The organism is Pseudomonas sp. S1_E05 (assembly GCF_056337105.1).
Genome location: NZ_JBFRHM010000001.1, coordinates 1198202 through 1223209 on the forward strand (window position 1 = coordinate 1198202; position 25008 = coordinate 1223209).

Consider the following 25008-nt stretch of genomic DNA (forward strand, 5'->3'; position numbering starts at 1 on the left):
GGCCGTTTTTTGGTTTCAGAAAGGGCGAATTCAATGGCCTTTACCGTCGAACTGGAAGAGTGGGTCGGCAGTGTCTGGCACCGTTTCATCACCCGTCGCGCCAGCCCTGATTTTCCCGATGCGCGGGTTGAGCTGACCAGCCAGCAACGTCCGTTGGCGTTGTTGTTCCGTGCCATGGGCGGCGCCAGCAGCATCGGTGTGGAAGCGGCCAGCGAACGTGACCTGCTGCTGCGGCGTAATGTGTTGCAGCAGATCGCCGGCACCTGCAAGCAAGTGCCATTGGCCTGGTGTGACGACACCACGCTGCGTCTGCCGCCGAGCCTGGCGGTGTTTCCTGAAGTCTCCCTGAACCAGGAACTGTACCGCTGGCTCGCGTTGCTGGCCGCGCAGGCCGGGCCGATGCGGCACTGGGGGCGGGATAATCAGCGCTGGACCCAGCAGTTGTTGCAACGCTTCCCGGCGTTGCGCGCCCGCTACAAGCGCCTGGTGGACGCGCACCTGCAACTGCGCCCCGATCCTGGCTCATTGAGTCGCAGTGAGGCGGCGCTGGAGCGGGCGTTGTGTCAGGCGCTGCGTGAGCCTGGCAGTGTCGAGCATTTCCCGCGCAGCGAACGGGCGGCCTGGCCGCTGCCGCTGTGGCTGTATCCGCCGCAAAACCTGTCGACGCCGCAGAAGGCCGACCTGGGTGAGGAATCCGAAGAATCATTGACCACCGCACCCGGCGAACAGAAGAGCGGGCGCAAGCGCGCCAAACGCATCGACGACAGCACCCGCGATGGCGGTTTCCTGGTGGTGCGCCTCGAGAACCTGTTCAGCTGGAGTGAACACGTCGACCTGGATCGCTGGGAGGACGACAGCGAAGACGAGGACGCCTCCAAGGTCGCTGACGATCTGGATGAATTGACCCTGTCGCGCACACGTCTGCGCAAGGGCGGTGGTCTCAAGCTGCACCTGGATCTGCCACCCGCCGACGTTGACGATATACCGCTGGGCGAGGGCATCAAATTGCCGGAGTGGGACTACCGCAAGCAGCAAATGCAGGACAGCTTCGTCAACCTGCAAATGATGGTGCCTCGCGACTGTGAGGCACTGCCGCTGCCGCAACGGCTCAAGGCTTCGGCCCATCGTCTGCGGCGTCAGTTCGAGCACCTGCGCAATGATCGGCAGTGGATGCGCCAACAGGCGCAGGGTTCGGAACTGGACATGCAGGCGTGGCTGGATTTTCACGTCGAGCGCGCGCATGGGCAGAGCGCCGAGCGAGGACTGTTCATGGAACAACGGCGGACCCGGCGTGACCTGGCGTGCCTGTTGCTGGCGGATCTGTCGATGTCCACCGATGCGCATTTGAACAATGAGCATCGGGTGATTGATGTGGTGCGCGACAGTTTGCTGTTGTTCGGCGAAACCCTGTCGGGGTTGGGTGATGATTTTGCCTTGTATGGGTTTTCGTCATTACGCCGACAGCAGGTACGCATGCAGGAGTTGAAGTCGTTCGGCCAACGTTACGACGACAACACCCGTGGGCGGATCCAGGGCCTTAAACCCGGTTATTACACGCGCATGGGCGCCGCCATTCGTCACGCCACCCACCTGTTGGGACAGAGCAAGCGGCGCAGCAAGTTGTTGTTGCTGGTCACCGATGGAAAACCCAACGACCTGGACCTGTACGAAGGCCGCTACGGCGTGGAAGACACTCGCGAGGCGGTCATGGAAGCACGGCGCCAGGGCCTGATCCCGTTCTGCATCACCATCGATCGCGAGGCCGAGGAATACCTGCCCTACATGTTCGGCGCCAATGGCTACACTCTGATCCGCCAGCCCGAGCAACTGCCGCTGCGGTTGCCGCAGTTGTATCGGCAGTTGACCCAGTTGTGAGAGCCGGCCGGCGGTGGCTCGGGGTTGTCTGTGTGTCAGGTGACGGGTCGGGCCAGTCCTTCGCGGCAGGTGTTCAATATCCACCGTTGAAGGCTGTCCGATCCGCTCCAAGCAGTTTGAGCTGGCGATGTGCCTCTCAAACCAGATCCTGAGGTTGCATGGTCAGGATGATCTTCCCTACGTTCTCGGAAGACTCCATGCGTCGATGTGCATCGGCGGCACGTGAGAGCGAAAAAGTGCTGTCGACCACGGGCTCCAAGCGCGCGGTGCCATCGAAACGATCAAGCCAGTGTTCGCGAAAGCGGTTGATCATGTCGTGTTTTTCCGGCTGGGTGCGGGACTTCATTACCGTACCAATGATTTGTATGTGCCGGTAGAGGAGGTGTTCCAATTCGAGTGCCACCTTGCCGCCACCGCCCAGGATACCCACCTGGACCATGCGTCCGCCGTTTGCCAGGGATGAAATATTGCGTGCGAAATAGGGCTCACCTATAAAGTCGATCACTACATCGACACCCCGACCTTGGGTATTCCGGGCTATGACTTGCGCGAAATCCTGCGACTTGTAGTCAATTGCAAACTCAGCCCCCAGATGCTCCACGCGTGACAGTTTGCTGCCTTCGGTGGTCGCATATACCGTGGCGCCAGTGGCGTAAGCCAGTTGCACGGCTGCGGAGCCTACGCCTCCGGCTGCGGCATGAATCAATACCGACTCACCAGGCTTGAGGCGAGCCAAGTGAATCATCGCTTCGTGGGCAGTTACGAAGACTTCCGGAATCGCCGCAGCGTGCACATAGTCAAGCTGTGCGGGAATGTGCATGGCCATGCGGTAGTCGATGCGGGCTAGTTCCGCGTAGGCACCGCCTCCCACGACCCCCATCACACGATCCCCCAACTCGAAGCCGGAAACTTCGTCGCCCTTGCCAATGACTTCGCCGGCGATTTCCAGGCCCATGATCGGAGAGTCGCCGAAGTCCGGGTGGCCGTAGCCACCCTTTCTATGGGTCAGGTCTGCACGGTTTACTCCTGCTGCAAAGACCCGGACAAGCAGATCGGTGGAGCGTATTTCAGGATCCTTAGCGTCGCCGAGCCTCAGGACGTGTGCTGGGCCAAACTCGGTGATGGTGATAGCTTTCATTTCAGCGGTTCTCCGATGGGTTGAGCGTTGCGTTGGCAATGGCAGATGCCGTAATCGCCCCCGGAAATCCTGTGTAAAACGCGAGATGGGTGATCGCGGCGGCAATTTCGTCTGGTTTCACCCCGTTGGCGATGGCGCGTCGCAGATGTGCAGGCAACTCCTCTGAATGCCCAGCTGTTACCAATGCCGCCAAGGTGATGAGGCTACGGTCGCGGGGCGAGAGCGATGCATCGCCCCAGATTTGTGGGTAGAGCGTCGAGTCGATGAATTGCGCCAGCTTGGGTGTAAACGCCCGGGCGGCCTCGCGAGGGCTGCTGAAATTGAGAGCGGACATGGAAGAGTCTCCTTACACCTGGCTTATGAATTTGTGCGTGAGGTAATGCTCGATGCCTTCGATACCGCCTTCGGAACCATGACCGCTTTCTTTCATTCCACCGAATGGAAGCTCTGTGGCGACGATGCGGTATTGGTTGATTCCGATCATCCCAGCCTCCAGGCCGTCGGCTACATCTATTGCAGTGCGTGCGTTGGAGGTGAACGCGTAGGCTGAAAGACCATAAGGCAGGCGATTGGCCTCCTTGAGCCCATCAGCCAGTTGATCGAAGGGCATCAGCACCGCAATGGGGCCGAAAGGTTCCTCATGCATGACGCGGGCATCCATCGGGACATCAGCCAGTACGGTGGGTTGGAAGAAAAAGCCTTCACCCGGCAGCGCTTCGCCTCCGGTCAATACCCGAGCGCCTTTCTGGACCGCGTCGACTACCAGTTCCTCCATCTTGGCCAGTTGTCGGGGGTTGGCGAGTGGCCCGACCTGCGTGAGGGGATGCAGCCCATTGCCGATGTTCAGTTCTTTGGTCGCCGCCACAAAATGATCGACAAAGGTCTGATAACCGCCACGCTGGATGAGAAACCTGGTTGAAGAAATACATACCTGGCCGGTTCCTCTAAACCGGTTCGCCACGCCTTCTAGGGCGGCCTTTTTAATGTCGGCGTCTTCGAATACGAGCACCGGCCCGTGGCCACCCAGTTCAAGCGTGATGGGTTTGACCCCCTGAGCAGCACGCGCCGACAAGAGTCGTCCGATGGGTACTGAGCCGGTGAAGGTCACCTTGCGAATGACTGGTGAGGCAATCAGGTGACTGGATACCTGATCCGGGACGCCGAAAACCACCTGCAACACACCTTCAGGCAACCCGGCGTCGTCCAACGCACGGGCCAGCGCCAGGGCAGTGGAAGGGCTTTCCTCTCCGGGCTTGAGGATGACACTGCAACCGGCGGCCAACGCAGCGCTGAGCTTGCGGGCGGGTGTGATGGCCGGGAAATTCCAGGGCGTGAAGGCGGCCACGGGACCAATGGCCTGACGCTTGACCAGTTGCAGTACACCCGGACGGTTGGAAGGGACAACACGACCATCGATGCGTCGTGCACTTTCGCCGAACCACTCGAAATACTCGGCTGCGCGGGTCACCTCATCCAGGCTTTCGCCCAACGGCTTGCCTTCTTCCAGCGTCATCTGCGCGGCGATGTGCGGTGCCCGTTCAAGGATCAGGTCGGCCGCACGTTTGAGGACTAAAGCACGCTGGGAGGGAACGGTCTTTCGCCACACTTCAAAGCTTGTGCTTGCCACACTCAGCGCATGATCGAGATCCTGCGTGGTCGCCAATGGAACGCGTCCTATTTCGCGTCCCGTAGCCGGGTTCACCACAGCCGCCGTGTTGCGCCCCTGCGCAGTGAGCCATTGGCCACCGATGAAAAGATAAAGCGGATCGTACGAGGTGTTCATGATTTCGCCTTCGATAGGTTGCCAGGGTGCGGATCCGTTCTGGTGATCCGTGGAGCCAGTCTAGGGAAGGCGAGCGTGTTGATTTAGTCGCCGGCGAGGGAATCATTGTTGTGTGCAGAGGTAATATCGGATGTGTGGGGAAGTCTGTAGCATCGATGGTTATTGCGGCTGAGTTGCAGATACGGGGCGATCAGGATGGACAAACTTTCGAACATGTCGGTGTACGTCAAGGTGGTCGAAATGGGCAGTTTCACTGCTGTGGCAAACCATCTGGACTCTACGGTGGGGAACGTTTCACGCGCCGTATCCGCGTTGGAAAGCGCGTTGGACGCCCGACTCCTGCAGCGTTCGACGAGGCGCCTCTCGGTCACCGATGCGGGACGGCGATTCTACGAACGCTGTCTCTCAATCCTGGCTGATCTCGAGCATGCGGAAGCCGAAGCCAGTAATGCCGCTCTTGAGCCCAGGGGGACGTTGCGGGTGCATTGCGTGCCCGGACTCGCCAGGCACCTGGTGACGGGCGCGGTGTTGGACTATCGCGAGGCATTTCCGGATGTCACTGTGGACCTGATCCTGTCCCAGCGAATGCCCAATCTTCTGGAAGACCAGTTGGATGTCTCCATTCTGATTGCTCGCACGTTGCCTGACTCGGCGTATGTCAGCCAGAAAATCGGAGTGAGCCATTGCGTTCTGGTGGCGTCACCCGATTATCTGAAACAACACGCGGCCCCTGTAACGCCGCAAGATCTCAGTGACCATCAATGCCTACTTCTCGGCACTGTGGATTACGTCAGGGATGAGTGGCAGCTCAAGAGCAAGTCGGGCGACGCGGTCTTTGTGCCTCAGGGTCCGAGCTTCAGCGTGAACGATATGGACGCGATGGCGGTGGCCGTCAGACAAGGGGCCGGCATCGGCTTGATCGCCGGGTTCACGGCCATCGAAGATTTGCGCTTGGGCAGGCTGGTGCGGGTGTTGCCCGATTATCACACCTATGAGCGCAACGTGTATGCCGTCTATACATCGCGTCAGTTCGTTGATGCGAAAATCACCCGTTTCATCGACACCTTGAAAGCTACAGTGGGGCTTGACCTTGAGACCACGGCTCAAGAGCTGATCGGCTGAGGTGGTGGAACAGGCAGCGATGCCTAGCGAAGAGTTCGGTACATTCGGAAAGGGAGCACGACAATGATTGCCACGTGGAACGATCAGGTCGCCCTGATCAGCGGAGCCGGCAGCGAGCATGGCATTGGAATGGCCATTGCCCGACGCCTGGGCACGGCTGGGGCGAAGCTGATTATCACCGCCAGCAGCGCGCGGATCCACGACCGGGTCGCCGAGTTGCGTGCCGCAGGGTTCACAGTAGAGGGTCGTCCTGCCGACCTGACCGATGAGGCACAGGTGAGTGAGCTGGTCCATTGGGCGCATTCACATTGGGGGCGCATCGACATCCTGGTCAACAATGCCGGCATGGCCGTGCAGGGAAAGGTGGAAGCTGCCGCCGAATTCGTCGACATGAGCATCGAGACCTGGACGGGTTCCATCGCGCGCAACCTGACCACGGCCTTCCTGCTGACCCGCGACGTGCTGCCGGGCATGCTGGCGCGGCGTTATGGTCGCATCGTCAATGTCAGCTCGACCACGGGCACCCGGGGCAGCTATCCAACGGGCGCGGCTTACGGCGCTGCGAAGGCCGGGATGGTGGGGATGAACATGAGTCTGGCCCTGGAAGTCGCCAAACAGGGCATTACCGTGAACTCGGTAGCGCCTGGCTGGATTGCCACCGGTTCAAGTACCGCGCAGGAAGAGCGGGCTGGCGCTTCTACGCCGGTCGGTCGGGCAGGGCGCCCGGAGGAGGTCGCTGCCGCGGTGGCTTTTCTGGCTTCCCCCGAGGCCAGTTACATCACCGGTGAGCTGCTGGTGGTGGACGGTGGCAATTGCCTGATTGAGGACAAGGCCGCGCCTTGATGAGCGATCTCACAAAACACGCCCCTGAGCCACGCGCCATCGCCTGACCAGGGGCGCCATTCACTTAATGATCGGCCAGGCGATCCCGGGTGCTCACGCCATCCACCAGACGCAGGATGCCCAGGGGATTGGCATTCTTCAGCGGGTCGGGGAGCAGGCTGTCCGGGTAGTTCTGGAAGCAGATCGGGCGCAGGAAGCGATTGATCGACAACGTGCCCACGGACGTACCGCGAGCATCCGAAGTGGCCGGGTAGGGGCCGCCATGGACCATCGCGTCGCAGACTTCGACACCGGTCGGGTATCCATTCAGCAGGAGGCGACCGGCCTTGAGTTCCAGCAACGGAACCAGATCGCCGAAGACCTCCAGATCCGCCGGTTCGGCGATCAGGGTGGCCGTCAGTTGGCCCTGCAAACCTTGCAGTGCCTGCTGCAGTTCCTGTCGATCCTTCACCGCAACGACGACGATGACCGGGCCAAACACTTCGTGCTGGAGCAGTTCGTTGCCCTCGATCAACAGCGCGGCGTCCGCTTCGTAGAGTTGTGGATGTGCCTGGCCGCCTTCCTGTGGGCGTCCCGCAAGGTGCTGGATCTGCGGATGATCATGCAGGCGCGTCAAGCCGTCCGAGTAATTGCACAGCCCACCGGCATTGAGCATGGTTTGCGCAGGGTGAGCATTGACCTGTTGGACCAGGTCGTCCAGGAATGCCTCGAATTCGGGTGATCGTATACCGATGACCATGCCGGGTTTGGTGCAGAACTGCCCCGCACCCTGGACCACCGAAGCGCTCAACTGCGCAGCCACTTCGGCGCCCCGGACCTTCAAAGCCTCGGGCAATACCAGCACCGGGTTGACGCTCGACATCTCGGCGAAAACCGGAATCGGTTCCGGACGTGCCGCAGCCATGTCGCACAGCGCTCGACCGCCCCTGAGCGAACCGGTGAAACCGACCGCCTTGATCGCCGGGTGCTGCACCAGCCAGGCACCGACGGTGCCGCCGTAGATCATGTTGAAAACGCCCGCCGGCAAGGCTGTGCGTTCGGCGGCGCGAATGATCGCCAGGGCGACCCATTCAGCAGTGGCCATGTGACCCGGGTGCGCCTTGAAAACCACCGGGCAACCGGCCGCGAGCGCTGCGGCGGTATCGCCGCCGGCGGTAGAGAAGGCGAGCGGAAAGTTGCTGGCGCCGAATACGGCCACCGGGCCGAGCCCGATGTGGTATTGGCGCAAGTCAGGGCGTGGCAGGGGCTGGCGATCGGGCAGGGCGCGGTCGATGCGTGCACCGTAGAAATCCCCGCGCTTGAGCACCTGGGCAAACAGCCTCATCTGGCCGCTGGTGCGAGCCCGCTCACCCTGGATGCGCGCGGCCGGCAACGCCGTTTCCCGGCAAACCGTGGTGATGAACTCGTCGCCCAGGGCATCGAGCTCATCGGCGATGGCTTCAAGAAACAAGGCGCGTCGGGCAGCAGGCTGCGTGCGGTAGGCCGGGTAAGCCGCCGCGGCGGCCTGAGCGGCGGCGTTGACTTCTTCCTGTGTGGCTTCGATGTAGAAGCCAGGCAGTTCTTCACCCGTGCTGGCATCAAAGCTTTGCAGGCGATTTTGCCCCGCCGCGCTGCGCTGGCCGTTGATGAAGTTGTGTCCGTTGTGTTCGTTCATGGATAGGCTCCCAAGGGTCAACGTGGCTGGATGGCGGCGTCGATCAACCCGCGACTGTGCAGATTGTCGAGCAGGGCACGATAACCCATCTGCCATGCAGGCGCGCGATCGCTGGTCGTCACCCGGTTCACCAGTGTGCCGAGCTTGGAACTGCTGATGGCCACCACGTCACCCGGCTTGTGGGTGAAGCCACCTCCGGGCAGATCCCGGTCTTGCTTGGGGGCGAACAGTGTGCCGAGGAACAGCACGAAACCATCGGGGTATTGGTGGTTTTCATTGAGCGTTTGCGCCACCAGATCCGTCGGATCGCGGCTGATCTGATTCATGGAGCTGCTGCCATCGAGGACAAAACCATCCTCGCCGACGACGCGCAGGGCGACTTCCGCCGAGCGCACGTCGTCGATGCCGAAGGTTTCGTCGAACAGGCGGATAAACGGGCCCAGGGAGGTCGATGCGTTGTTGTCCTTGGCCTTGGACAACAGCAGGGCGCTGCGGCCCTCGAAGTCTCGCAGGTTGACGTCATTGCCCAGCGTAGCGCCCTGGATCCTGCCTTTGCTGGAGACGGCCAATACCACTTCCGGTTCAGGGTTGTTCCAGCTGGATTTGGGATGGATGCCGATGTCCGACCCGTAGCCTACTGCCGACAGAGGTTGCGCCTTGGTGAAGATCTCGGCGTCAGGTCCGATGCCCACTTCCAGGTATTGCGACCACATGCCCTGGCTGATCAACACTTCCTTGAGGGCAGCGGCCTGGGCGGAGCCCGGCACGATGTCACCCAGGTCGGCGCCGATGCTTTCCACCAATATTGCCCGAATGCTGTCGGCCTTGGCCGGGTCACCCTTGGCCTGCTCTTCGACCACGCGCTCGAGCATGCTGGTGGCAAAGGTCACCCCGGCAGCCTTGACGGCTTGCAGGTCGATGGGCGCCAGTAGCCACGGTCGGGCTTCGTCACGGGTGGCGGCGTCGCTGTTGCGCAGCAACTCATCAAAGCTGATCAGCGCCTGCTCCAGTGGCAGGCTGCGCAGGTAGGCAACGGGCTCATCGAGTTCAAGCAACGCCGACACGGTCGCGACCCGGGCACTGATGTCATAGACCTGATGATCCTTGAGCAGCACGACCGCAGGGCCGGCCGTGGCGCCGGGGATCCACACACGGCTGATCCAGGTGCCCTGGGCCAGATCCTGCGCGTGCACATTCAAGTCCGATAATGCGGTTGCAACAATTGTTTGAGACATGGAAAACACCTCGGCGCAAAGGGCGGATCAATGGGAGTGACGTGGATTGCCGCTGCGCGCGATGACGCGCAAGTGCAAGGTCGCGGGTTCCAGGCAACCGCCCGTTGACAGTTGGCCCACCTGCTGGCGATAGATTTCCTGCCAGGGTGTCTGCGAGGCCGGGATGGTGGGTTTGAAGGCCGCCTGGCGACGGGCCATTTCGCTTTCATCGACCAACAGGTCCACTCGACGCGCATTGAGGTCGATGCGCAGGCGGTCGTTGGTTTCCAGCAAACCGATCCCGCCGCCAACCGCCGCTTCAGGCGACATGTTGAGGATCGACGGACTGGCGGAGGTACCGCTCTGGCGACCGTCACCCAGGCACGGCAGCGAGTCGATACCGCGTTTGATCAGCTCGGCCGGTGGGGCCATGTTGACCACCTCGGCGCTGCCCGGGTAACCCACGGTGCCACAGCCACGAATGACCAGGATGCAGCGCTCGTCAATGTCCAGTGCCGGGTCGTTGATGCGCGCGTGGTAGTCCTCCGGACCTTCGAACACGATGGCACGGGCTTCGAAACTGTTCTCCGCGCCAGGCTCGGACAGATACGTCTTGCGGAAGGCTTCGCCGACCACCGACATTTTCATGATGGCGCTGTCGAAGAAGTTACCGCTCAATACGATAAACCCGGCCCGCTGGATCAAGGGGTCTTCAAACGAATGGATGACGTCTTTATCGCTCGCGGCGCTGTGGCTGACGATCTCGCCGATGGTTTTACCCGAGACCGTGGCGCAGTCTTCGTGCAGGCGACCGGCGTTTTTCAGTTCGTGCATCACCGCCGGAACGCCGCCAGCGCGGTGGAACCCCTCGCCGAGGTATTTGCCGGCGGGCATGCAGTTGACCAGCAGCGGCACGTCTTCGCCGATGCGTTGCCAATCCTGCAAGCTGAGATCGATGCCGGTGTGCCGCGCGATGGCGATCAGGTGCGGCGGGCAGTTGGTCGAGGCGCCCAGCGCCGAAGCGACGGCAATCGCGTTCTCGAACGCTTCGCGGGTCATGATGCTCGAAGGACGAATATCCTGGCGCACCATGTCGACGATGCGGCGGCCCGTGGCGTAGGCCATCTGGCCGCGCTCACGATAGGCCGCCGGAATGCTCGCGCAGCCGGGCAGTGACATGCCCAGGGCTTCGGCCAGCGCGTTCATCGACAGGGCCGTGCCCATGGTGTTGCAGTGACCAATCGAAGGGGAGGCCGCCGTGGTCATCTCCATGAAGCCTTCGTAATCGATCTCGCCACTGGCCAGCAGATTGCGCGCATGCCACAACACGGTGCCCGAACCGATCAACTGGCCCTTGTGGTGGCCGTCCAGCATCGGCCCGCCGGACAACACGATTGCCGGAATATCGACCGTCGCCGCCGCCATGAGACAGGCCGGGGTGGTCTTGTCACAGCCGGTGGTCAGCACAACGCCATCGAGCGGGAAGCCGTGCAGGATTTCCACCAGACCCAGATACGCCAGGTTGCGATCCAGGGCCGCGGTGGGGCGTCGTGTCTGCTCGGCCATCGGATGCACGGGGAACTCCATCGGAATGCCACCGGCATCACGAATGCCTGCCTTGGTTCGCTGCGAGAGTTCCAGGTGATGGCGGTTGCACGGCGCCAGGTCGCTGCCGGTCTGGGCGATGCCAATGATGGGGCGGCCTGATTGCAACTCCTCGCGCGTCATGCCGTAGTTCATGAACCGTTCCACGTAGAGCGCGGTCATGTCGGCATGGCTCGGATCGTCAAACCATTGTTGGCTGCGAAGGGGCAGAGGAGTGTTTTCAGACATTTTTTTATCTCTTGTTAGGCGTCGATCGACGAAAAGCGAACCACCGCGAGAAGCGACAAGACTGACGGGTTGCACAGCGTCTGCCGGCGTTCGAATGACTTGATGTTACCGGTAACATTTTTGTTTTGTAAAGGCCCAATATCGATATTCGACCGGGTGGCCGATGCGGTATCAAGCAGCAGAGGTCGGGTGAGTACCGCCCATGTATAATCGGCCGGCATCCGTGTTGGCGGCGTTGATTTTCAGGCGCTGCCCGGTCTTTTTCAGGAAAACAGGACGTTCATGAGTTTCGAGGATTCAGGCAAAACCACCACGCCGCCGCGCATGGCCGACGTTGCCAAACTGGCCGGTGTATCGAAGATGACGGTCTCCCGTGTTCTGGCGGGTCGAGACGTGTCAGAGCGCACGCAGAAGCTCGTTCTGGACGCCATCGAAAGCCTCGGTTACCTGCCTGATGCCTCCGCCGGGACCTTGTCCACCGGGCGCTCGGAATTCATCGTCGCCCTGGTGCCGTCACTGGCGAGTTCGAACTTTGCCGATACTGTGCGCGGCCTCAACGACGCCGTCAGCGGCCATGGCCTGTGCCTGCTCCTGGGCGACACCGATTACCACCTGGAACAAGAGGCGTTGCTGGTGCGCACGCTGCTGCGCCATCGCCCCGTCGGTGTGATGTTGACCGGCAGCGCGCACCTGGATGAAACCCGCAAGCTGTTGCGCCAGGCGCAAGTGCCTGTCGTTGAGACCTGGGACATTCCCGATGACCCCATCGAGCAATCGGTGGGCTTTTCCAACGTTGCCGCCGCCGCCGCGCTGTACGAGCACCTGTATCAGCAGGGTTATCGGCGCATCGGCTACATCGGCGGCGCGTCCGTGCTCGACCACCGTGGTCAGCAACGACAGCAGGGCTACCTCCAGGCAGTCCAGGCGCTGGGGGCAGGGGAGCCGAGGGTGATGGAGTATGGCGAGTCGCCGATCACCATGAGCCACGGTGGTGAGTCGGTGAAACGGTTGCTGGAGAAGTGGCCGGACACTGACGCGGTCATGTGCGTGAGTGATCTGTCCGCGTTCGGCGCCATCATGCAGTGCCATCGTCAGGGGCTGCGTGTGCCGGACGACGTCGCCATCGCCGGTTTCGGTGATTTCGAGGTGTCGCGTTATTGCACGCCGACCATCACCACGGTCTCTGTGGACCCCTACCGGATTGGTCGCCGCGCCGGGGAACTGCTGGCGAACAGTGCCAACGCCCAGCGGCTCGGACAGCCGCGACCAAGACAATCCGAAGTGGTCGAATTCAAGATCCTCGCCCGCGAAAGCACCTGAAATTTTTAGTCGGGCCTGCTTGCTTTGCTCGGAAACTCGTTGTTAAATTAAAAATGTTACCGGTAACAGCCTATCTTGCAGAGTCCTTTTCTCCCTCCGGATTGCCTCAGACGGTCCGAGGAACTCAAGGTCGCAAGCCAAAACAAAAACAATCGGCATGACGACATGCCTTGAGGTTTACACATGGAATCAGTATCTCAGCGCTCTCTCGACGGAGAGGGCTCGGCGGCGCTTACCTCCGAGGACCGCACCTACCGAAAAGTCATCCTGCGTATCCTGCCGATCCTGCTGTTTTGCTACATGGCGGCATACCTGGATCGGGTCAACATCGGCTTTGCCAAGCTGGACATGCTCAACGACCTGCAATTCAGCAACACCGTCTACGCCTTGGGCGCGAGCATCTTCTTCTGGGGTTATTTCCTCTTCGAAGTGCCGAGCAACCTGTTTCTCCATCGTTTCGGCGCGCGCCTCTGGATCGCCCGGATCATGATCAGTTGGAGCATTGTCTCCATGGCGGTCGCCTTCACGGTGCCGCTGGCCAAGTTCTTCCATATCGAATCGGAAACCATGTTCTACGTGCTGCGCTTTTTGCTCGGCATCTGTGAAGCCGGTTTCTTCCCGGGCGTGATTCTCTACCTCAACTACTGGTTCCCCACCCACCGTCAAAGCCGCGTCATGGCGGGCTTCCTGATGGCGATGCCGATCAGCCTGACCCTGGGCGGGATTCTGTCCGGTTGGTTGATGCAGTCCATGCAAGGCGTGCACGGCATGGCGGGCTGGCAGTGGATGCTGATCATCGAAGGCATTCCTTCGTTGATCATGGCCGTGGTCGTCGTGACGTTGCTGGTGGACAAGATCGACAACGCCAAGTGGCTGACGACGGCGGAGAAAAACGTCCTCAAGAACAACCTCGAGCGCGACAACACCACCAAGGCTTCCAGCCTTCGTGATGTGATCTTCAACGGCCGCGTATGGTTGCTGGTGGCGATCCTTCTGACGTTCAACACAGGCTTCTATGGCTTGGCGTTCTGGATGCCGACGATCATCAAGTCGACCGGTATCTCCAACACCCTGCACATCGGTCTGTTGACGGCCATTCCTTACGCCACCGCCATCGTGGCCATGACCCTCAATGCCTGGCACTCCAACAAAACCGGTGAACGTCGATACCACGCGGCCATCCCGGCATTCATCGGCGGCATCGGCCTGATTTGCAGCGCCGTCTTCGCCCACAATCTGCCGGTGTCGATCTTCTTCCTGAGCGTCGCGGCCTCTGGGTTGCTGAGCCTGATGCCGATTTTCTGGACCTTGCCGGGTACCGTTCTGTCGGGCGTGGCCGCGGCAGCGGGCATTGGCATGATCAACGCGATCGGTAACCTTTCCGGGTTCACCGGCTCCATGATCACCGCCACGGCCGAGACGCTCACGGGCGACATCAACAATGGCACCTATGTGCTGGGTGGATGCCTGCTGGTGAGCTGCGTGCTGATCATGCTGATTCCCAAGTCGATGTTGGCCAAGGACAGCAAAGGCTGATTGGCCGTCCACTGCGCCAACCCCGTTTCGTGGACGGGGTTGGCGCAGTGGTGGTCAGGCGGGCAGGTGTGGCGAGAGCGTCAATGGGACGGGGGCCTTGCCAAGCAATGTGCACAAGGCGTCAACCACAAGCTGATGATCCTGGCGATCCGGCAGACCCGATACCGTCACGCTGCCAATCACCCCCGCGCCCCGTACCGTGATCGGAAACCCTCCGCCGAAGTTGGCGTAGTCGCTGGGCGATAGCTGATAACGCTCCGTGATGTTCTTGCCCTCCAGCTTCAACTGGTGGGCGATCCGGTAGGAACTGCACAGAAATCTGCGGACCGTGTTGGTTTTGCGTTTCACCCAGTCATGGTTATCGGCGGTGATGCCGGGCGTCGCGGCGAGAAAAAGTGCACGATCAAAACGCCTCACATCGATCAGCAGCGGCCAGCGCTGGGCAGTGGCCCGGTTGTACAGCAACGAGCCGAGTTGCCAGGCCGTGCTTTCGTCGAAGGCTTCGAACTGAAGTTCCTCCTCCTGTCGAATCAATATTGCCAGGTCTTCTTGAAGATCCATGTCGAGCTCTTTTTGTGTGGTCAGGGAAACGACAAGTTCAGCGCCCGGCCTACAGGCATTTCTGCAAGCGGGTTGACGTGACCGCAGCCGATTGTGGCGTGCGTGTCTGGCGCATCAGTGCAGGGCCGAACAGGGCCAGTGGGATCATCAGCAGCAACGGGAAATAAAGCAGCTTGTCGATACCGAATGTACTCACGACATAGGCGATGGCCGCCGGGCCCAGGAGCATGCCGGAGTAGCCAATGCAGTTGACGATACCGATATTTCGGCCGGCGTTGGCCGGGTCCTTGCGACCGGCGCTCGACAGCATGAGCGGCGCGATGCAGGCAAGACCAAGACCGAACAGGGCGAAACCGACCAGACCCGCCAGATGGGTATGGAACACGACGGTTACCAGCAGTCCGCAAATCGCCACCACCGAGCTGATCAATACCATTCGAGCAGGGCCGACCCAGGCCGCGAACCGATCACCGAACAGGCGCGCGAGAAACTCAGCGCCGGTGAACACCGAGACCGCGATACCGGCACTCGACGCTGTCGCGCCCAGCACGCGCCGCCCATATTCCTGGCCCCAATCAGCCACCGTCCCTTCGCCGACCATGCTGCCCAGCAACAGCACGCCAAACCCGATCATCAGCAAAATAATGGCGTTCGATGAGCGCTTGGTCACGCCGGCGCTTGCGGCCGCCAGGGTCTCGACGTGTGGGACCACTTCATGTTTGTCCAGCATGAAATAACCCACAGCGGCACCCCCGAGAATCGTGAGTCCGCCCAGGATCGCAAAGGGTACGGCAGCGCTCTCGGTGAATCGGGCCGCAAACAGGCTGCCGACCATGCCCAGCAGGAAGCCGCCCAGTGCGTAGGCCGCGTGGAACGACGTCATGATCGAGCGCTGATAGAAGCGCTCTACCTGCACCCCGTGAGTGTTGAACGCGGTATCGGTGGCCCCGCGCAACAACCCCAGAAGCACGCCGAAGAACAGCGCGAAATTGAAGTCGGTGGTGAAGCCCAGTGGAATGATCGAAAGGGGATAGGCAATGGCGGTCGCCAGGATCACTCGCTTGGCGCCGAATCGGTCGAGGAACAGGCCCACCAGGAAAGACCCGGCAGCGCTGCCCACACCAATGCCGAAGGCGATCATGCCGAAGCTGGCATCGCCCAGGTCGCCATTCAGACCCATGTGATGACGAAAAGCGGAAACACCCGTGGACCAGATATACAACATGGCGCCGATCATCATGAAGCCGGCGAAGGTTGCGATCCTGGCCCTGCGAATTCGTGGTGTGACGAGGCTGTTGTCGATTTTGTTCATGTTTTAACAAATCCTGTCAGCAAAGCATCCCCGCAGGGATGCCGTATCAGTGGAAGTTGGCGGCGACGCGCAGCGCATTCGCGGCAATGGTCAGCGCCGGGTTGACGGCCGCCGAGGAGGGAAACGAAGCGCTGTCGACGATCCAGACATTGTCCAGGTCATGCATCTTGCAGTTCGCATCCACCACGCTGTTGGCCGGGTCATTGCCCATCACGGCGGTGCCGCATTGGTGCGAGTTGGTGCCAATGCCCATGCGCTCGGTGAGGACAAACGGGTACCCGGCTTTCTTCATCATCTCGCTCGTACGCTCGACCAGTTGTGCGTGGGCGCTGAGGTTGTTGGGGGTCCAGTGAACCTTGATGGCATCGCGTTCGGCGTCGTATTCGATGCGATTGTCAGGGGTGGGAATGTCTTCGGACGTCAGGTACAGGTCGACGCTGTGCGCGGTGATATAGCGCGAAAGCATTTCTGGAATCCATGGGCGCATCGGGCTGATCATGGGTTCGCGGATCTTGCCCAGCATCTGCACATTTCCCAGCGGGAAGGTATTGCTGCGACCGGCGGTGTACCAGTCGTTGATCGCCAGGGTTTTCTGAAACTTCACGTCGTTGCTGCGTCGAGGGTCGACGGCAATCATGAAGGTACTGTTATGCACCATATAGTTTCTTCCCAATTGATCGGAGCGGTTGCCCAGCCCGTTGGGGTGCTGCGCGTTGCGTGAGCGCAGGAGCAGGGCGGCACTGTTGACGGCGCCGCAGGCCAGCGCAACGCGCCTGGCGACAATCCGCACCGGTTTGCCGTCCTTTGTGCCGCAGGCCTCGGTGACGCGTTTTCCGTCGTCAGAGGTTGATAACGCATCAATCTTCGTGCCAACCAACAACCGCGCGCCTTTTTGCAGGGCCGGGCGCAGCGCCGATATTTCTGCGTCGGCTTTGGCTTCGAGCAGGCAGGGGTAGCCGTCGCACGTGGAGCACAGCACACAGGCCCGATCAGTGCCGTAATCCACCGCCGCAGGCATTACGAAAGGTGACAGCCCGGCGTGTCGCATCGCGGCTTCGAGGGGCAACAGGGCGGGGTCATGTTTCAACCCCGGCCACGGATACGGCTTGGAGCGCCATGGGTCGGTGGGATCTTGCCCCGCGTTGCCATGCACCTTGTACAACGCCTCGGCCTGGCAATAGAACGGCTCCAGGTCGGCATAGGTGATCGGCCAGGCTGGCGCGATGCCCTCGGCATGATGAACCGCAGCAAAGTCGACCTCCCGGAACCGGGGCAACATGGCGCCGTAGAATTTGGTGTTGCCACCGACGTAATAAAACACGCCGGGGGAGAACGGCTTGTTGTGGCGGTCCAGCCATTGTTCGGCATTGCGATAGCGCCCCTGGCCAAAAACGGCCTCGGCGCTCCAGTTCTCGGTCTCGCGCGGCAGGAAATCACCGCGCTCGACGATCAGTACATCCAGTCCCTTGTCGACGAGGGCGTGGGCGAAGGTTGAACCGCCCATGCCTGATCCGATGATCAGCACGTCGCAGGTCAGGTTCCCGTTTTCATCAGGCGTGGCGGTCTCGGTGGAGCGCCGGCGAACCGGCGCTCCCTCGGACGTGGCTTGCGCTGAAAGAGTGATGTTTGAAGTACTCACTTCTTGCATGCCTTCATCGTGGTTTACAGATGCTGTTCTTTTTTGCGCAGTTCCCAGTACTCGTCCTGACGTTCGTCAGTGATGTACTCCGGCACCGGGAAGTCCCACCAGCCCGGCACCCACGGGCCGGCCGCGTCGCGGTCGGTCGGCACTTCGATCAGCACAGGCGCATTGGCGTCCAGAGCCTGTTGCAGGATCGGCTCCAGCTCCTCGTTGCTCTTCACGCAGAACGACAGCATGCCGAACGACTTGCCGAGTGCCGCGTAGTCCGGCGAATAGGGTTCGCCGTTCGGCAGGTTGAACTCGCTGCCCAGATGACGACTGGTCTGCTTGCGCTGGCCGCCACGGATCGACATATAGCCGGCGTTGTTCTGGATCAGGAAGACCACTGGGATATTGTTGGTCACGCAGACCGCGATTTCCTGTGGGTTCATGAGGAAGTCGCCATCGCCCAGGATGCACACCACCGGCTGGTTCGGAGCCGCCAGCTTGGCGCCGATGGCTGCAGGCACGGACCAGCCCATGGACGAGAAGCCGCCGGAAGTCAGGTGCGTGCGTGGGGTGTACACCGGGAACGTCTGCTTGACCGCACCCTGGGCGTTGCCCGAGCCGACCACCACAATGGTGTCGCGCGGGAAGATCTTGCGCAGCGCACCCAGCGGCCGTTGTGAGGTGAATGGAAAACGGTCGGAATCACGACGGGTGGCCAATTTGGCTTCCCACAGGTCCTGATTGCGCTTCAAGTCCGCCAGATAATCGCTGCGATCGACGGAGTCGCTCTTCAAAGCCTCGACGAGATGGGCGAGGGCGTATTTCGCATCCGACACGATGCCCACGGCCACCGGGTAGTTCTTGCCGATCTCGTGCGGATCGATATCGATATGGATCAGTCGTCCCGGTGGAATGGAAAAGGTCACGCCTTGGGCATAGCTCGATGACGACCAGTCAGTGAACCGGCAACCGACAGCCAGGATAACGTCGGCACTGGAGGCCATCTGGTTACCGCACAGGGTGCCGGTCTGGCCGACGCTGCCGGCGAACAGGGCGTGATCTTCCGGGAAGCCGCTCTTGCCGTTCCAGGTGGTGACCACCGGGATTTTCCAATGCTCGGCCAGGGCGACGACTTCTGCCGAAGCCTCGGCTGTGATCACCCCACCGCCGATGACAATTATCGGACGCCTGGCTTCGCGCAACACTTGGGCGGCGCGCTTGATGGCCTCGGGGTCTGGGTAGACCTTGCCCACCGGAATGCGCTCTTGAAGGTCGTGCAGCGTGACTTCACCCGCTTCGGCCTGGACGTCCATCGGGATTTCAATGTGCACGGGGCCCGGGCGACCGGTCAGCATCGAGCTGAAGGCGCGGTGCATAATGAACGGCATTTCCTCGGTACGAGTGGCGACCCAGTGACGCTTGGACACGGCTTCGGCGATCTTCGGGAAGTCGTTGTCGGTATAGCGCTCCAGCTCCTGCAGCAGGCCATGGCCACGCATGTGGGTGGGCGGGCCGCCGGTGATCAGCATGCAACTGGTGGAGTCGGTGTAGGCGGTGGCCATGCCGATCACCGTGTTGCTGGCGCCAGCGCCAATGGACGTCACGGCAACCATGGGTTTGCCGGCGACACGGTAATAACCGTCAGCCAGGTGCACGGCGCTCTGTTCATGGAAGACCTGAATGAACTTGAGCTTGGACTCCTCTTCCATGAAGGCGTCCATCAAGGTCCAGATGCCGTGGCCGGGAATCCCGGCGACGTACTCCACGCCGTAGTTTTTCAGGGTTTGGGCAACCACCTGGCTGCCTGTAAGTTTTGCCATTTTGTTTCGCTCCTGCTTGGAGGGGTTTTTTCTGGAATGACTTCAGGGGCCGGGGCGCCTGGAGCTACCGGTCAGGTATTCACTTGCGCGCAGCCCAACGCAGGCCTTGCTTGGTCAGGCGACGGATGTTGGGGTCGGCGAGGTTGCTGGTGTCGTGGCCGATGGAGTGATAGAACACCCGTCCTTCGCCCCAGTTGCGCACCCAGGCCACCGGGCTGCGATGGCCCTTGAGCCACGGCATCGGATTGCCGTCGAATGTGGTTTGCGCGAGCACATGAATGTTCGGGTCGACCTGCATGTAGTACTGCTCGGAGCGCACTTCGAAATCTTCCACACCCTGAGTCACTTCATGTTGGCGGTCGAGGAAGTTGACGGTATATGGATGTGGATAGCCTTCGCCCGCCGGGTGCTCCAGGAACGAGCCGCCGAGAATGAAGTGGTATTTGAGGCTGGCGCGGAAGGCCGCCCCGGCGCCATGCCAGCCGACCAGTCCGACGCCGCTTTCGATGGCTTCGGACAAGTGTTTTTCCTGGGTCGCCGTCAGCGTTTCGGTCGTAACGGCGTTGTTCCAGCCGATGACGATCAAGTCGTAGGACTTCAGGTCGCGGTCCAGGGTAAAGATATCGGTCGACTCTTCGACGTCGAAATCCAGCTCCTTGAACAGTTCGCGCGCCCAACCGGCGATTTCGTAGGGGTAGTGGCCTGGCCAGCCGCCGTACAAATAAAGAACACGGGTCACGGTTATCTCTCCACTCTGTTTTTTTCAGGCGACAAGCATCGGTCGAAGCAACTTCGACGTTTGGCTTGTCCATCTTTCAACGGCATCACACAGTTCCCGCGAGAACTTTTTCGCGGCTGCAAGAGGCCGCCGCATGAAATGCGTTATTGATAAAACGTTATCGATACAAGCTGTTCCGAAGTGTCGGAACCGCGCCTGTTATTCATCTCATTGCACGCAGCAGAGTGCTCTTAACGAAGAACGCTCAATACGTTTGCAATGTGAATTTGTGTAGGACAGTGAAAGCAAAGGTGTGCAAAAACGCGTGCCGTTCAATCACGGATTCGCGGCGTTGCAGTGGATGAATCGGCCGTTGGACCGGATTCGGTATTTGGGCGCCTGACATAAGCGGGCCTCATTTTTTTGTTAGGTGATTTTGCTCGGTTATACGTATAACCTTGAGCACAAATTAACACGCGATTTTGGCTTGTCAATACCCTGTTGCGACAAAGGGCATTGCCATCGGTCGAAATTTCCCGAGGTTGCAACCCGCTCGAGAAGGCTGTGATGGGCCGCGAGGAAGGGGCCTTTGCCCGCTCACCCCGACAGCCGTCCAAAGAGCCCTGACAAGGGTTATCTTTGCCCGGATCGAGCCGGTATGCTGGGCGCCACTTTCGGTTTGCCGACCTCGCTCGCGCATTGCCGTGACAGAGAAAAGGACAAGGTTCAAATGGTTTCGATGAAGGACGTGGCCAAGGCCGCCGGCGTTTCCCAGCCGGCGGTTTCCTATGCCTACAGTGGCTCCAGCAAGGTGTCTGCCACCCAGCGCGAACACATTCTGGCGGTGGCGGCATCGTTGGGTTATCCGGGCCCGAACGTTCGCGGCCGCAGCCTGCGCTCCGGGCGCGTCGGTGCCATCGGCCTGGCGGTCATGGATCAGTTGTCCTACGCGTTCGATGACCCCTGGGCCCTTTCCCTGCTCAAGGGCATTGCCCAGGTCAATGAGCTCTCCAACGTGGCGCTGACCCTGTTTCCCTTGCGCAGCAAGAAACTCGAAGGCGAGGGCGCAGGGGACGACAACCTGGCCGTGCGCGGCCTGGTGGATGGCCTGATCATTTCGACCCTGCCGGACGATCACCCCATCGTGCAGTACATCGCCAGGCGCGCCATTCCGGCGGTGGTGATCGACTCCCCGCGACTGGAAGGGGTGCACTACGTGGGGATCGACGACCGCCAGGCTTCCATCGACCAGATGGAGCACATCATCGGGCTGGGGCATCGCAGGATTGGCGTGCTCGTCGAGCGTCTGCTTCCCGATGGCAAGAAAGGCCTGGTCAGCAAGGCACGCTTCAAGGCTTCCACGGAAATGATCGTGAGGGAACGGCTCGCCGCGTATGTGGATGCTGCGCAGCGCCATGGCATTGGCTACGACGACCTGGTGATCGTCGAGGCGGGCGGGTTCACCAACACGCTTGGTCAGGAAGCGGCGGCGACTCTGCTACGCGATACCGGCATCACGGCCATCGTGGCCAGCTCGGACGTGATGGCGCTGGCCACCCTGACGCGCGCCGCTGCCCAGGGCGTCCAGGTGCCCGAGCAATTGTCGGTGATCGGCTTTGACGACATCCCTGAAGCCGGTCTTCGCGATCTCACCACCATTCGCCAGTCGCTGATCGGCAAGGGGGAGTGGGCGGCGCGCATCCTGCTCGAAGAGCTTGAAGCCGGTGAGCCGCTCGCGCCCCGGGTGAAAATCTTCGACACCAGCCTGGTGGTGCGGGGGTCGACGGCGCCTCCTGCGTCTTGATCGCGCAACGTCAGAGCGGCGGATGCGTCAAGCTGCGTCACTTATTAAGGCGGTGAGAAATTGAGCCCCGTCCATTGCACGCCCTAATCTGACCCTGGCTACACAGCGGTCAAAACAACAATTCTCGTGCAATTCACTGCCGTCCGTGCCACGCCATGCGGCGGTCAGTGCCTGATTGGGGCATCACTGTGGACTATCAACTGGATTTGCCGTCCGAGCGGACGGTGGCTTCCCATGGCTCGCTTTCCAAAGGACTGAGCAGTCGCCAGATCACCATGATTTCGATTGGTGGCGTGATCGGCGCGGGCTTCTTCGTGGGCTCGGCGAGTGCGATCAGCGCAGCCGGTCCTGCCGTGCTGGTGTCCTTCGGCATCGCCGCGATACTCGTGGTGCTCGTCATGGGCATGTTGGCCGAACTGGCCACGGCCAACCCGGACACCGGCTCGTTTTCGACCTACGCGCAACAGGCAATGGGCCGTTGGGCGGGATTTGCCATCGGCTGGTTGTACTGGTGGTTCTACGTGTTGGTGATTCCACTGGAGGCCATCGTCGCCGCCGATATCCTCGGCGCCTGGGTCGGGGTGCCTTCCATGGCGATCGGGGTGATCCTGATCGTTGGGCTGACCCTCACCAACATCATGAGCGTGAAGAACTTTGGCACGCTGGAATACTGGTTTTCGCTGATCAAGGTCGTGACCATCCTGGCCTTCATTGCGCTCGGTGCCTGCGCGATTGCAGGCCTGTTGCCGAGCAGTTCGGCCACAGGGTTCGGCCATCTCTGGCAGGACGGGGGCTTCGCACCCACCGGCCTCGCGGGCATTGCCTCGGCGTTGGTGCTCGCGCTGTTCAGTTTTACCGGCATGGAAATCGTCACCATTGCTGCCGCCGAATCCGAGGACCCACGCGCCAATATCCGTCGCGCCATCCGCTCGGTCGTCTGGCGCATGCTGATTTTCTATTTCGGCTCGATCCTGGTGATCGTCAGCCTGGTGGCGTGGAACGCTCCGGCGCTGCAGGCCGGTTCGTTCCAGTCGGCACTGGAAACCATGGGCATACCCGGGGCCGCGACCATCATCCAGGCGGTCATCCTGGTCGGCGTCGCCAGCACCTTGAATTCGGCGATCTTCACCGCCTCGCGCATGGGCTATTCACTCGCCGTTCGGCGTGACGCGCCGCGTGCGTGGGCCCAGACCACGTCCAACGGTGTGCCTAAAGTGTCGATCTTTTATGCCAGCGCCGGGGCTCTGGTGCTGCTGGTGGCCAACTACACCTTGCCGCAGACGGTGCTCGTTCCGCTGATCGCCACTATCGGCACCATCGCCCTGGTGATGTACCTGGTGATTGCGATCAGCCAGGTCATTCTGCGCAAACGCGCCATCGCACAGGGACGCTCGCTGCTGGTGACGTTCCCGCTGTTCCCGGCGCTGTCGTATCTGACCATCGCGGCGATCGTGGCCTTCCTGGTGTTGATGGCGGTGGTACCCGGCCACCAGACCGAGTTGCTCGTGTCCTCGGTGCTCACCCTGACGCTCATTGTCATCGGTGTGGTGCTGCAAAGGCGCGACAAGGCCTGAGTCTCACTGTCCCGTCGAGCCCGGCTCACCAACCCTTGCCCATCCCCGGATGGGCTTTTTTATGGCTGATCAGCAATGAACGATTTGACCCACTCCCTTTTCGTGATCTCGCGCAACAATCTGCTGGCCTGTCGGATTGCCTTCTTCCTGTCAGGCGTCGCCATGGGGGCATGGGCGCCGCTGGTGCCTTTTGCCCGCGAGCGCGCCGGGATCGGCGATGGCGAGCTGGGGCTGTTGCTGCTCTGCCTGGGCAGTGGCTCGATGTGCATGATGCCGTTCGTGGCCAGGCTGGTGAGCAAGGTCGGATGCCGGGCAACCATGACGACGGCGGTGGGTGCGGCGATCCTGTGCCTGCTGACGCTGTCGGTTGCCTCGCAGTTCCATTGGCTGGTGGTGTTCCTGCTGTGCTTCGGCGCCTGCATGGGCACGGCCGACGTCACCATGAACCTGCAGGGATCGATGGTGGAGCGTGGTCTGGGGCGTACGATGATGTCCGGGTTTCATGGACTGTTCAGCGTCGGTAACATCTTCAGTGCGTTGCTGGTTTCGGTATTGCTCGGCATTGGTCTATCGCCGTTGTCGGCGGTTGCCGTGCTGGGAAGCGTGGTCGCGGCGCTGCTGGTCGCATTCGGTCGGCACATGCTTGCTTATGGCGAGGGTGCCGGGGCACCGATGTTCACGCGGCCAACCCGGTACGTCTGCCTGGCGGGCATCCTGTGCCTGATCGCGTTCCTGGTCGAAGGCTCGATGCTCGACTGGAGCGCGGTCTTCCTGACCACCGTGCGAGGCATGGACATCAGCCAGGCTGGCATTGGCTATGCGCTATTCTCCGTGACCATGGCCGTCGGCAGGCTCGGCGGTGACTGGCTGGTACCACGACTAGGTGAGCGCACGGTGCTGGTCGGTGGCAGTGCCGTGGCGATGTTCGGCATGCTCATTTCGGTGCTGGTCGACAGCCAGTGGTTGACCCTGGCCGGCTTCGTGCTGGTGGGATCGGGCATCGCCAATATGGTGCCCGTCTACTGCTCGGCGGTCGGACGGCAGCAGGTGATGCCGGTGTCACAGGCCCTGTCGACGGTCAACGCGATCGGCTACCTGGGCATCCTCATGGGGCCGGCGGCCATCGGGTTCATCGCTCATCTTTCGTCCTTGAGCTTCGCGTTGCTGATAACCGCTGGCCTGCTGGTTTTCGTGGCGCTCACCTCGGCGACCGTCGTGCGCCGGGGTTAGCAGGTCGGGCTTTTGCCAGCCATAAAAAAACCAGCACTTTT

The 25008-nt window shown here is 61.2% G+C and carries 19 protein-coding genes; 8 read left to right on the forward strand and 11 right to left on the reverse strand.

What is annotated here, in order from left to right:
* Positions 1-33 precede the first annotated feature (33 nt).
* Entirely contained in the window at positions 34-1875 is a 1842-nt protein-coding gene (locus tag AB4N33_RS05595) for a nitric oxide reductase activation protein NorD (RefSeq protein WP_476456656.1), read from the forward strand.
* A 136-nt stretch (positions 1876-2011) separates the two neighbouring features.
* Here AB4N33_RS05595 and AB4N33_RS05600 read toward each other — a convergent pair whose 3' ends face one another.
* Genes AB4N33_RS05600 through AB4N33_RS05610 form a run of 3 tightly spaced genes read right to left on the reverse strand, consistent with a single transcriptional unit; the run spans position 2012 to position 4796 of the window.
* Positions 2012-3013, reverse strand: coding sequence for an NAD(P)H-quinone oxidoreductase (locus AB4N33_RS05600; protein ID WP_476456657.1), 1002 nt, complete (start codon positions 3011-3013; stop codon positions 2012-2014).
* A gap of 1 nt (position 3014) precedes the next feature.
* Entirely contained in the window at positions 3015-3347 is a 333-nt protein-coding gene (locus AB4N33_RS05605) for a carboxymuconolactone decarboxylase family protein (protein WP_476456658.1), read from the reverse strand.
* 12 nt (positions 3348-3359) lie between these two features.
* Entirely contained in the window at positions 3360-4796 is a 1437-nt protein-coding gene (locus tag AB4N33_RS05610; RefSeq protein WP_476456659.1) for an NAD-dependent succinate-semialdehyde dehydrogenase, read from the reverse strand.
* 195 nt (positions 4797-4991) lie between these two features.
* Here AB4N33_RS05610 and AB4N33_RS05615 point away from each other — a divergent pair, with 195 nt between their 5' ends.
* Positions 4992-5918: a LysR family transcriptional regulator gene (locus tag AB4N33_RS05615; RefSeq protein ID WP_476456660.1), complete on the forward strand. Its 927-nt coding sequence runs from the start codon at positions 4992-4994 to the stop codon at positions 5916-5918.
* A 63-nt stretch (positions 5919-5981) separates the two neighbouring features.
* Complete coding sequence (locus AB4N33_RS05620) at positions 5982-6761, forward strand: SDR family NAD(P)-dependent oxidoreductase (RefSeq protein ID WP_476456661.1); 780 nt, start codon at positions 5982-5984, stop codon at positions 6759-6761.
* 64 nt (positions 6762-6825) lie between these two features.
* Here AB4N33_RS05620 and AB4N33_RS05625 read toward each other — a convergent pair whose 3' ends face one another.
* Genes AB4N33_RS05625 through AB4N33_RS05635 form a run of 3 tightly spaced genes read right to left on the reverse strand, consistent with a single transcriptional unit; the run spans position 6826 to position 11462 of the window.
* On the reverse strand, positions 6826-8415 hold the full coding sequence (locus AB4N33_RS05625; protein ID WP_476456662.1) for an aldehyde dehydrogenase (NADP(+)): 1590 nt from the start codon (positions 8413-8415) through the stop codon (positions 6826-6828).
* A 17-nt stretch (positions 8416-8432) separates the two neighbouring features.
* Positions 8433-9650: a fumarylacetoacetate hydrolase family protein gene (locus tag AB4N33_RS05630; protein WP_460124044.1), complete on the reverse strand. Its 1218-nt coding sequence runs from the start codon at positions 9648-9650 to the stop codon at positions 8433-8435.
* A gap of 27 nt (positions 9651-9677) precedes the next feature.
* Complete coding sequence (locus AB4N33_RS05635; protein WP_460124047.1) at positions 9678-11462, reverse strand: IlvD/Edd family dehydratase; 1785 nt, start codon at positions 11460-11462, stop codon at positions 9678-9680.
* Positions 11463-11744: 282 nt separating this feature from the next.
* Here AB4N33_RS05635 and AB4N33_RS05640 point away from each other — a divergent pair, with 282 nt between their 5' ends.
* Positions 11745-12782, forward strand: coding sequence for a LacI family DNA-binding transcriptional regulator (locus tag AB4N33_RS05640; protein ID WP_460124049.1), 1038 nt, complete (start codon positions 11745-11747; stop codon positions 12780-12782).
* A 183-nt stretch (positions 12783-12965) separates the two neighbouring features.
* Positions 12966-14318, forward strand: a complete 1353-nt coding sequence (locus tag AB4N33_RS05645; protein WP_476456663.1) for an MFS transporter — start codon at positions 12966-12968, stop codon at positions 14316-14318.
* A 54-nt stretch (positions 14319-14372) separates the two neighbouring features.
* Here the strand turns inward: AB4N33_RS05645 and AB4N33_RS05650 are convergent, their stop codons facing one another.
* From AB4N33_RS05650 to AB4N33_RS05670, 5 genes are all read right to left on the reverse strand, one after another.
* Complete coding sequence (locus AB4N33_RS05650; protein WP_476456664.1) at positions 14373-14879, reverse strand: heme-degrading domain-containing protein; 507 nt, start codon at positions 14877-14879, stop codon at positions 14373-14375.
* Between the two features lie 49 nt (positions 14880-14928).
* The gene (locus AB4N33_RS05655; protein WP_476456665.1) at positions 14929-16191 is read right to left on the reverse strand and encodes an MFS transporter; all 1263 of its coding nucleotides are present in this window, start codon (positions 16189-16191) and stop codon (positions 14929-14931) included.
* Positions 16192-16237: 46 nt separating this feature from the next.
* Positions 16238-17839, reverse strand: a complete 1602-nt coding sequence (locus AB4N33_RS05660) for a GMC oxidoreductase (protein WP_476456666.1) — start codon at positions 17837-17839, stop codon at positions 16238-16240.
* Positions 17840-17853: 14 nt separating this feature from the next.
* Positions 17854-19641, reverse strand: a complete 1788-nt coding sequence (locus AB4N33_RS05665; protein ID WP_476456667.1) for a thiamine pyrophosphate-binding protein — start codon at positions 19639-19641, stop codon at positions 17854-17856.
* A gap of 79 nt (positions 19642-19720) precedes the next feature.
* Positions 19721-20380, reverse strand: coding sequence for a ThuA domain-containing protein (locus AB4N33_RS05670; RefSeq protein ID WP_476456668.1), 660 nt, complete (start codon positions 20378-20380; stop codon positions 19721-19723).
* Between the two features lie 709 nt (positions 20381-21089).
* Between AB4N33_RS05670 and AB4N33_RS05675 the strand changes: the two genes are divergently transcribed.
* The 3 genes from AB4N33_RS05675 to AB4N33_RS05685 all read left to right on the forward strand — a co-directional run bounded on the left by AB4N33_RS05675 (position 21090) and on the right by AB4N33_RS05685 (position 24967).
* Positions 21090-22163 (forward strand): LacI family DNA-binding transcriptional regulator, encoded by a 1074-nt coding sequence (locus AB4N33_RS05675; protein ID WP_460124070.1) that lies wholly within the window; start codon positions 21090-21092, stop codon positions 22161-22163.
* 188 nt (positions 22164-22351) lie between these two features.
* The gene (locus AB4N33_RS05680) at positions 22352-23737 is read left to right on the forward strand and encodes an amino acid permease (RefSeq protein ID WP_476456669.1); all 1386 of its coding nucleotides are present in this window, start codon (positions 22352-22354) and stop codon (positions 23735-23737) included.
* 75 nt (positions 23738-23812) lie between these two features.
* Entirely contained in the window at positions 23813-24967 is a 1155-nt protein-coding gene (locus AB4N33_RS05685; protein ID WP_476456670.1) for an MFS transporter, read from the forward strand.
* Positions 24968-25008 lie beyond the last annotated feature (41 nt).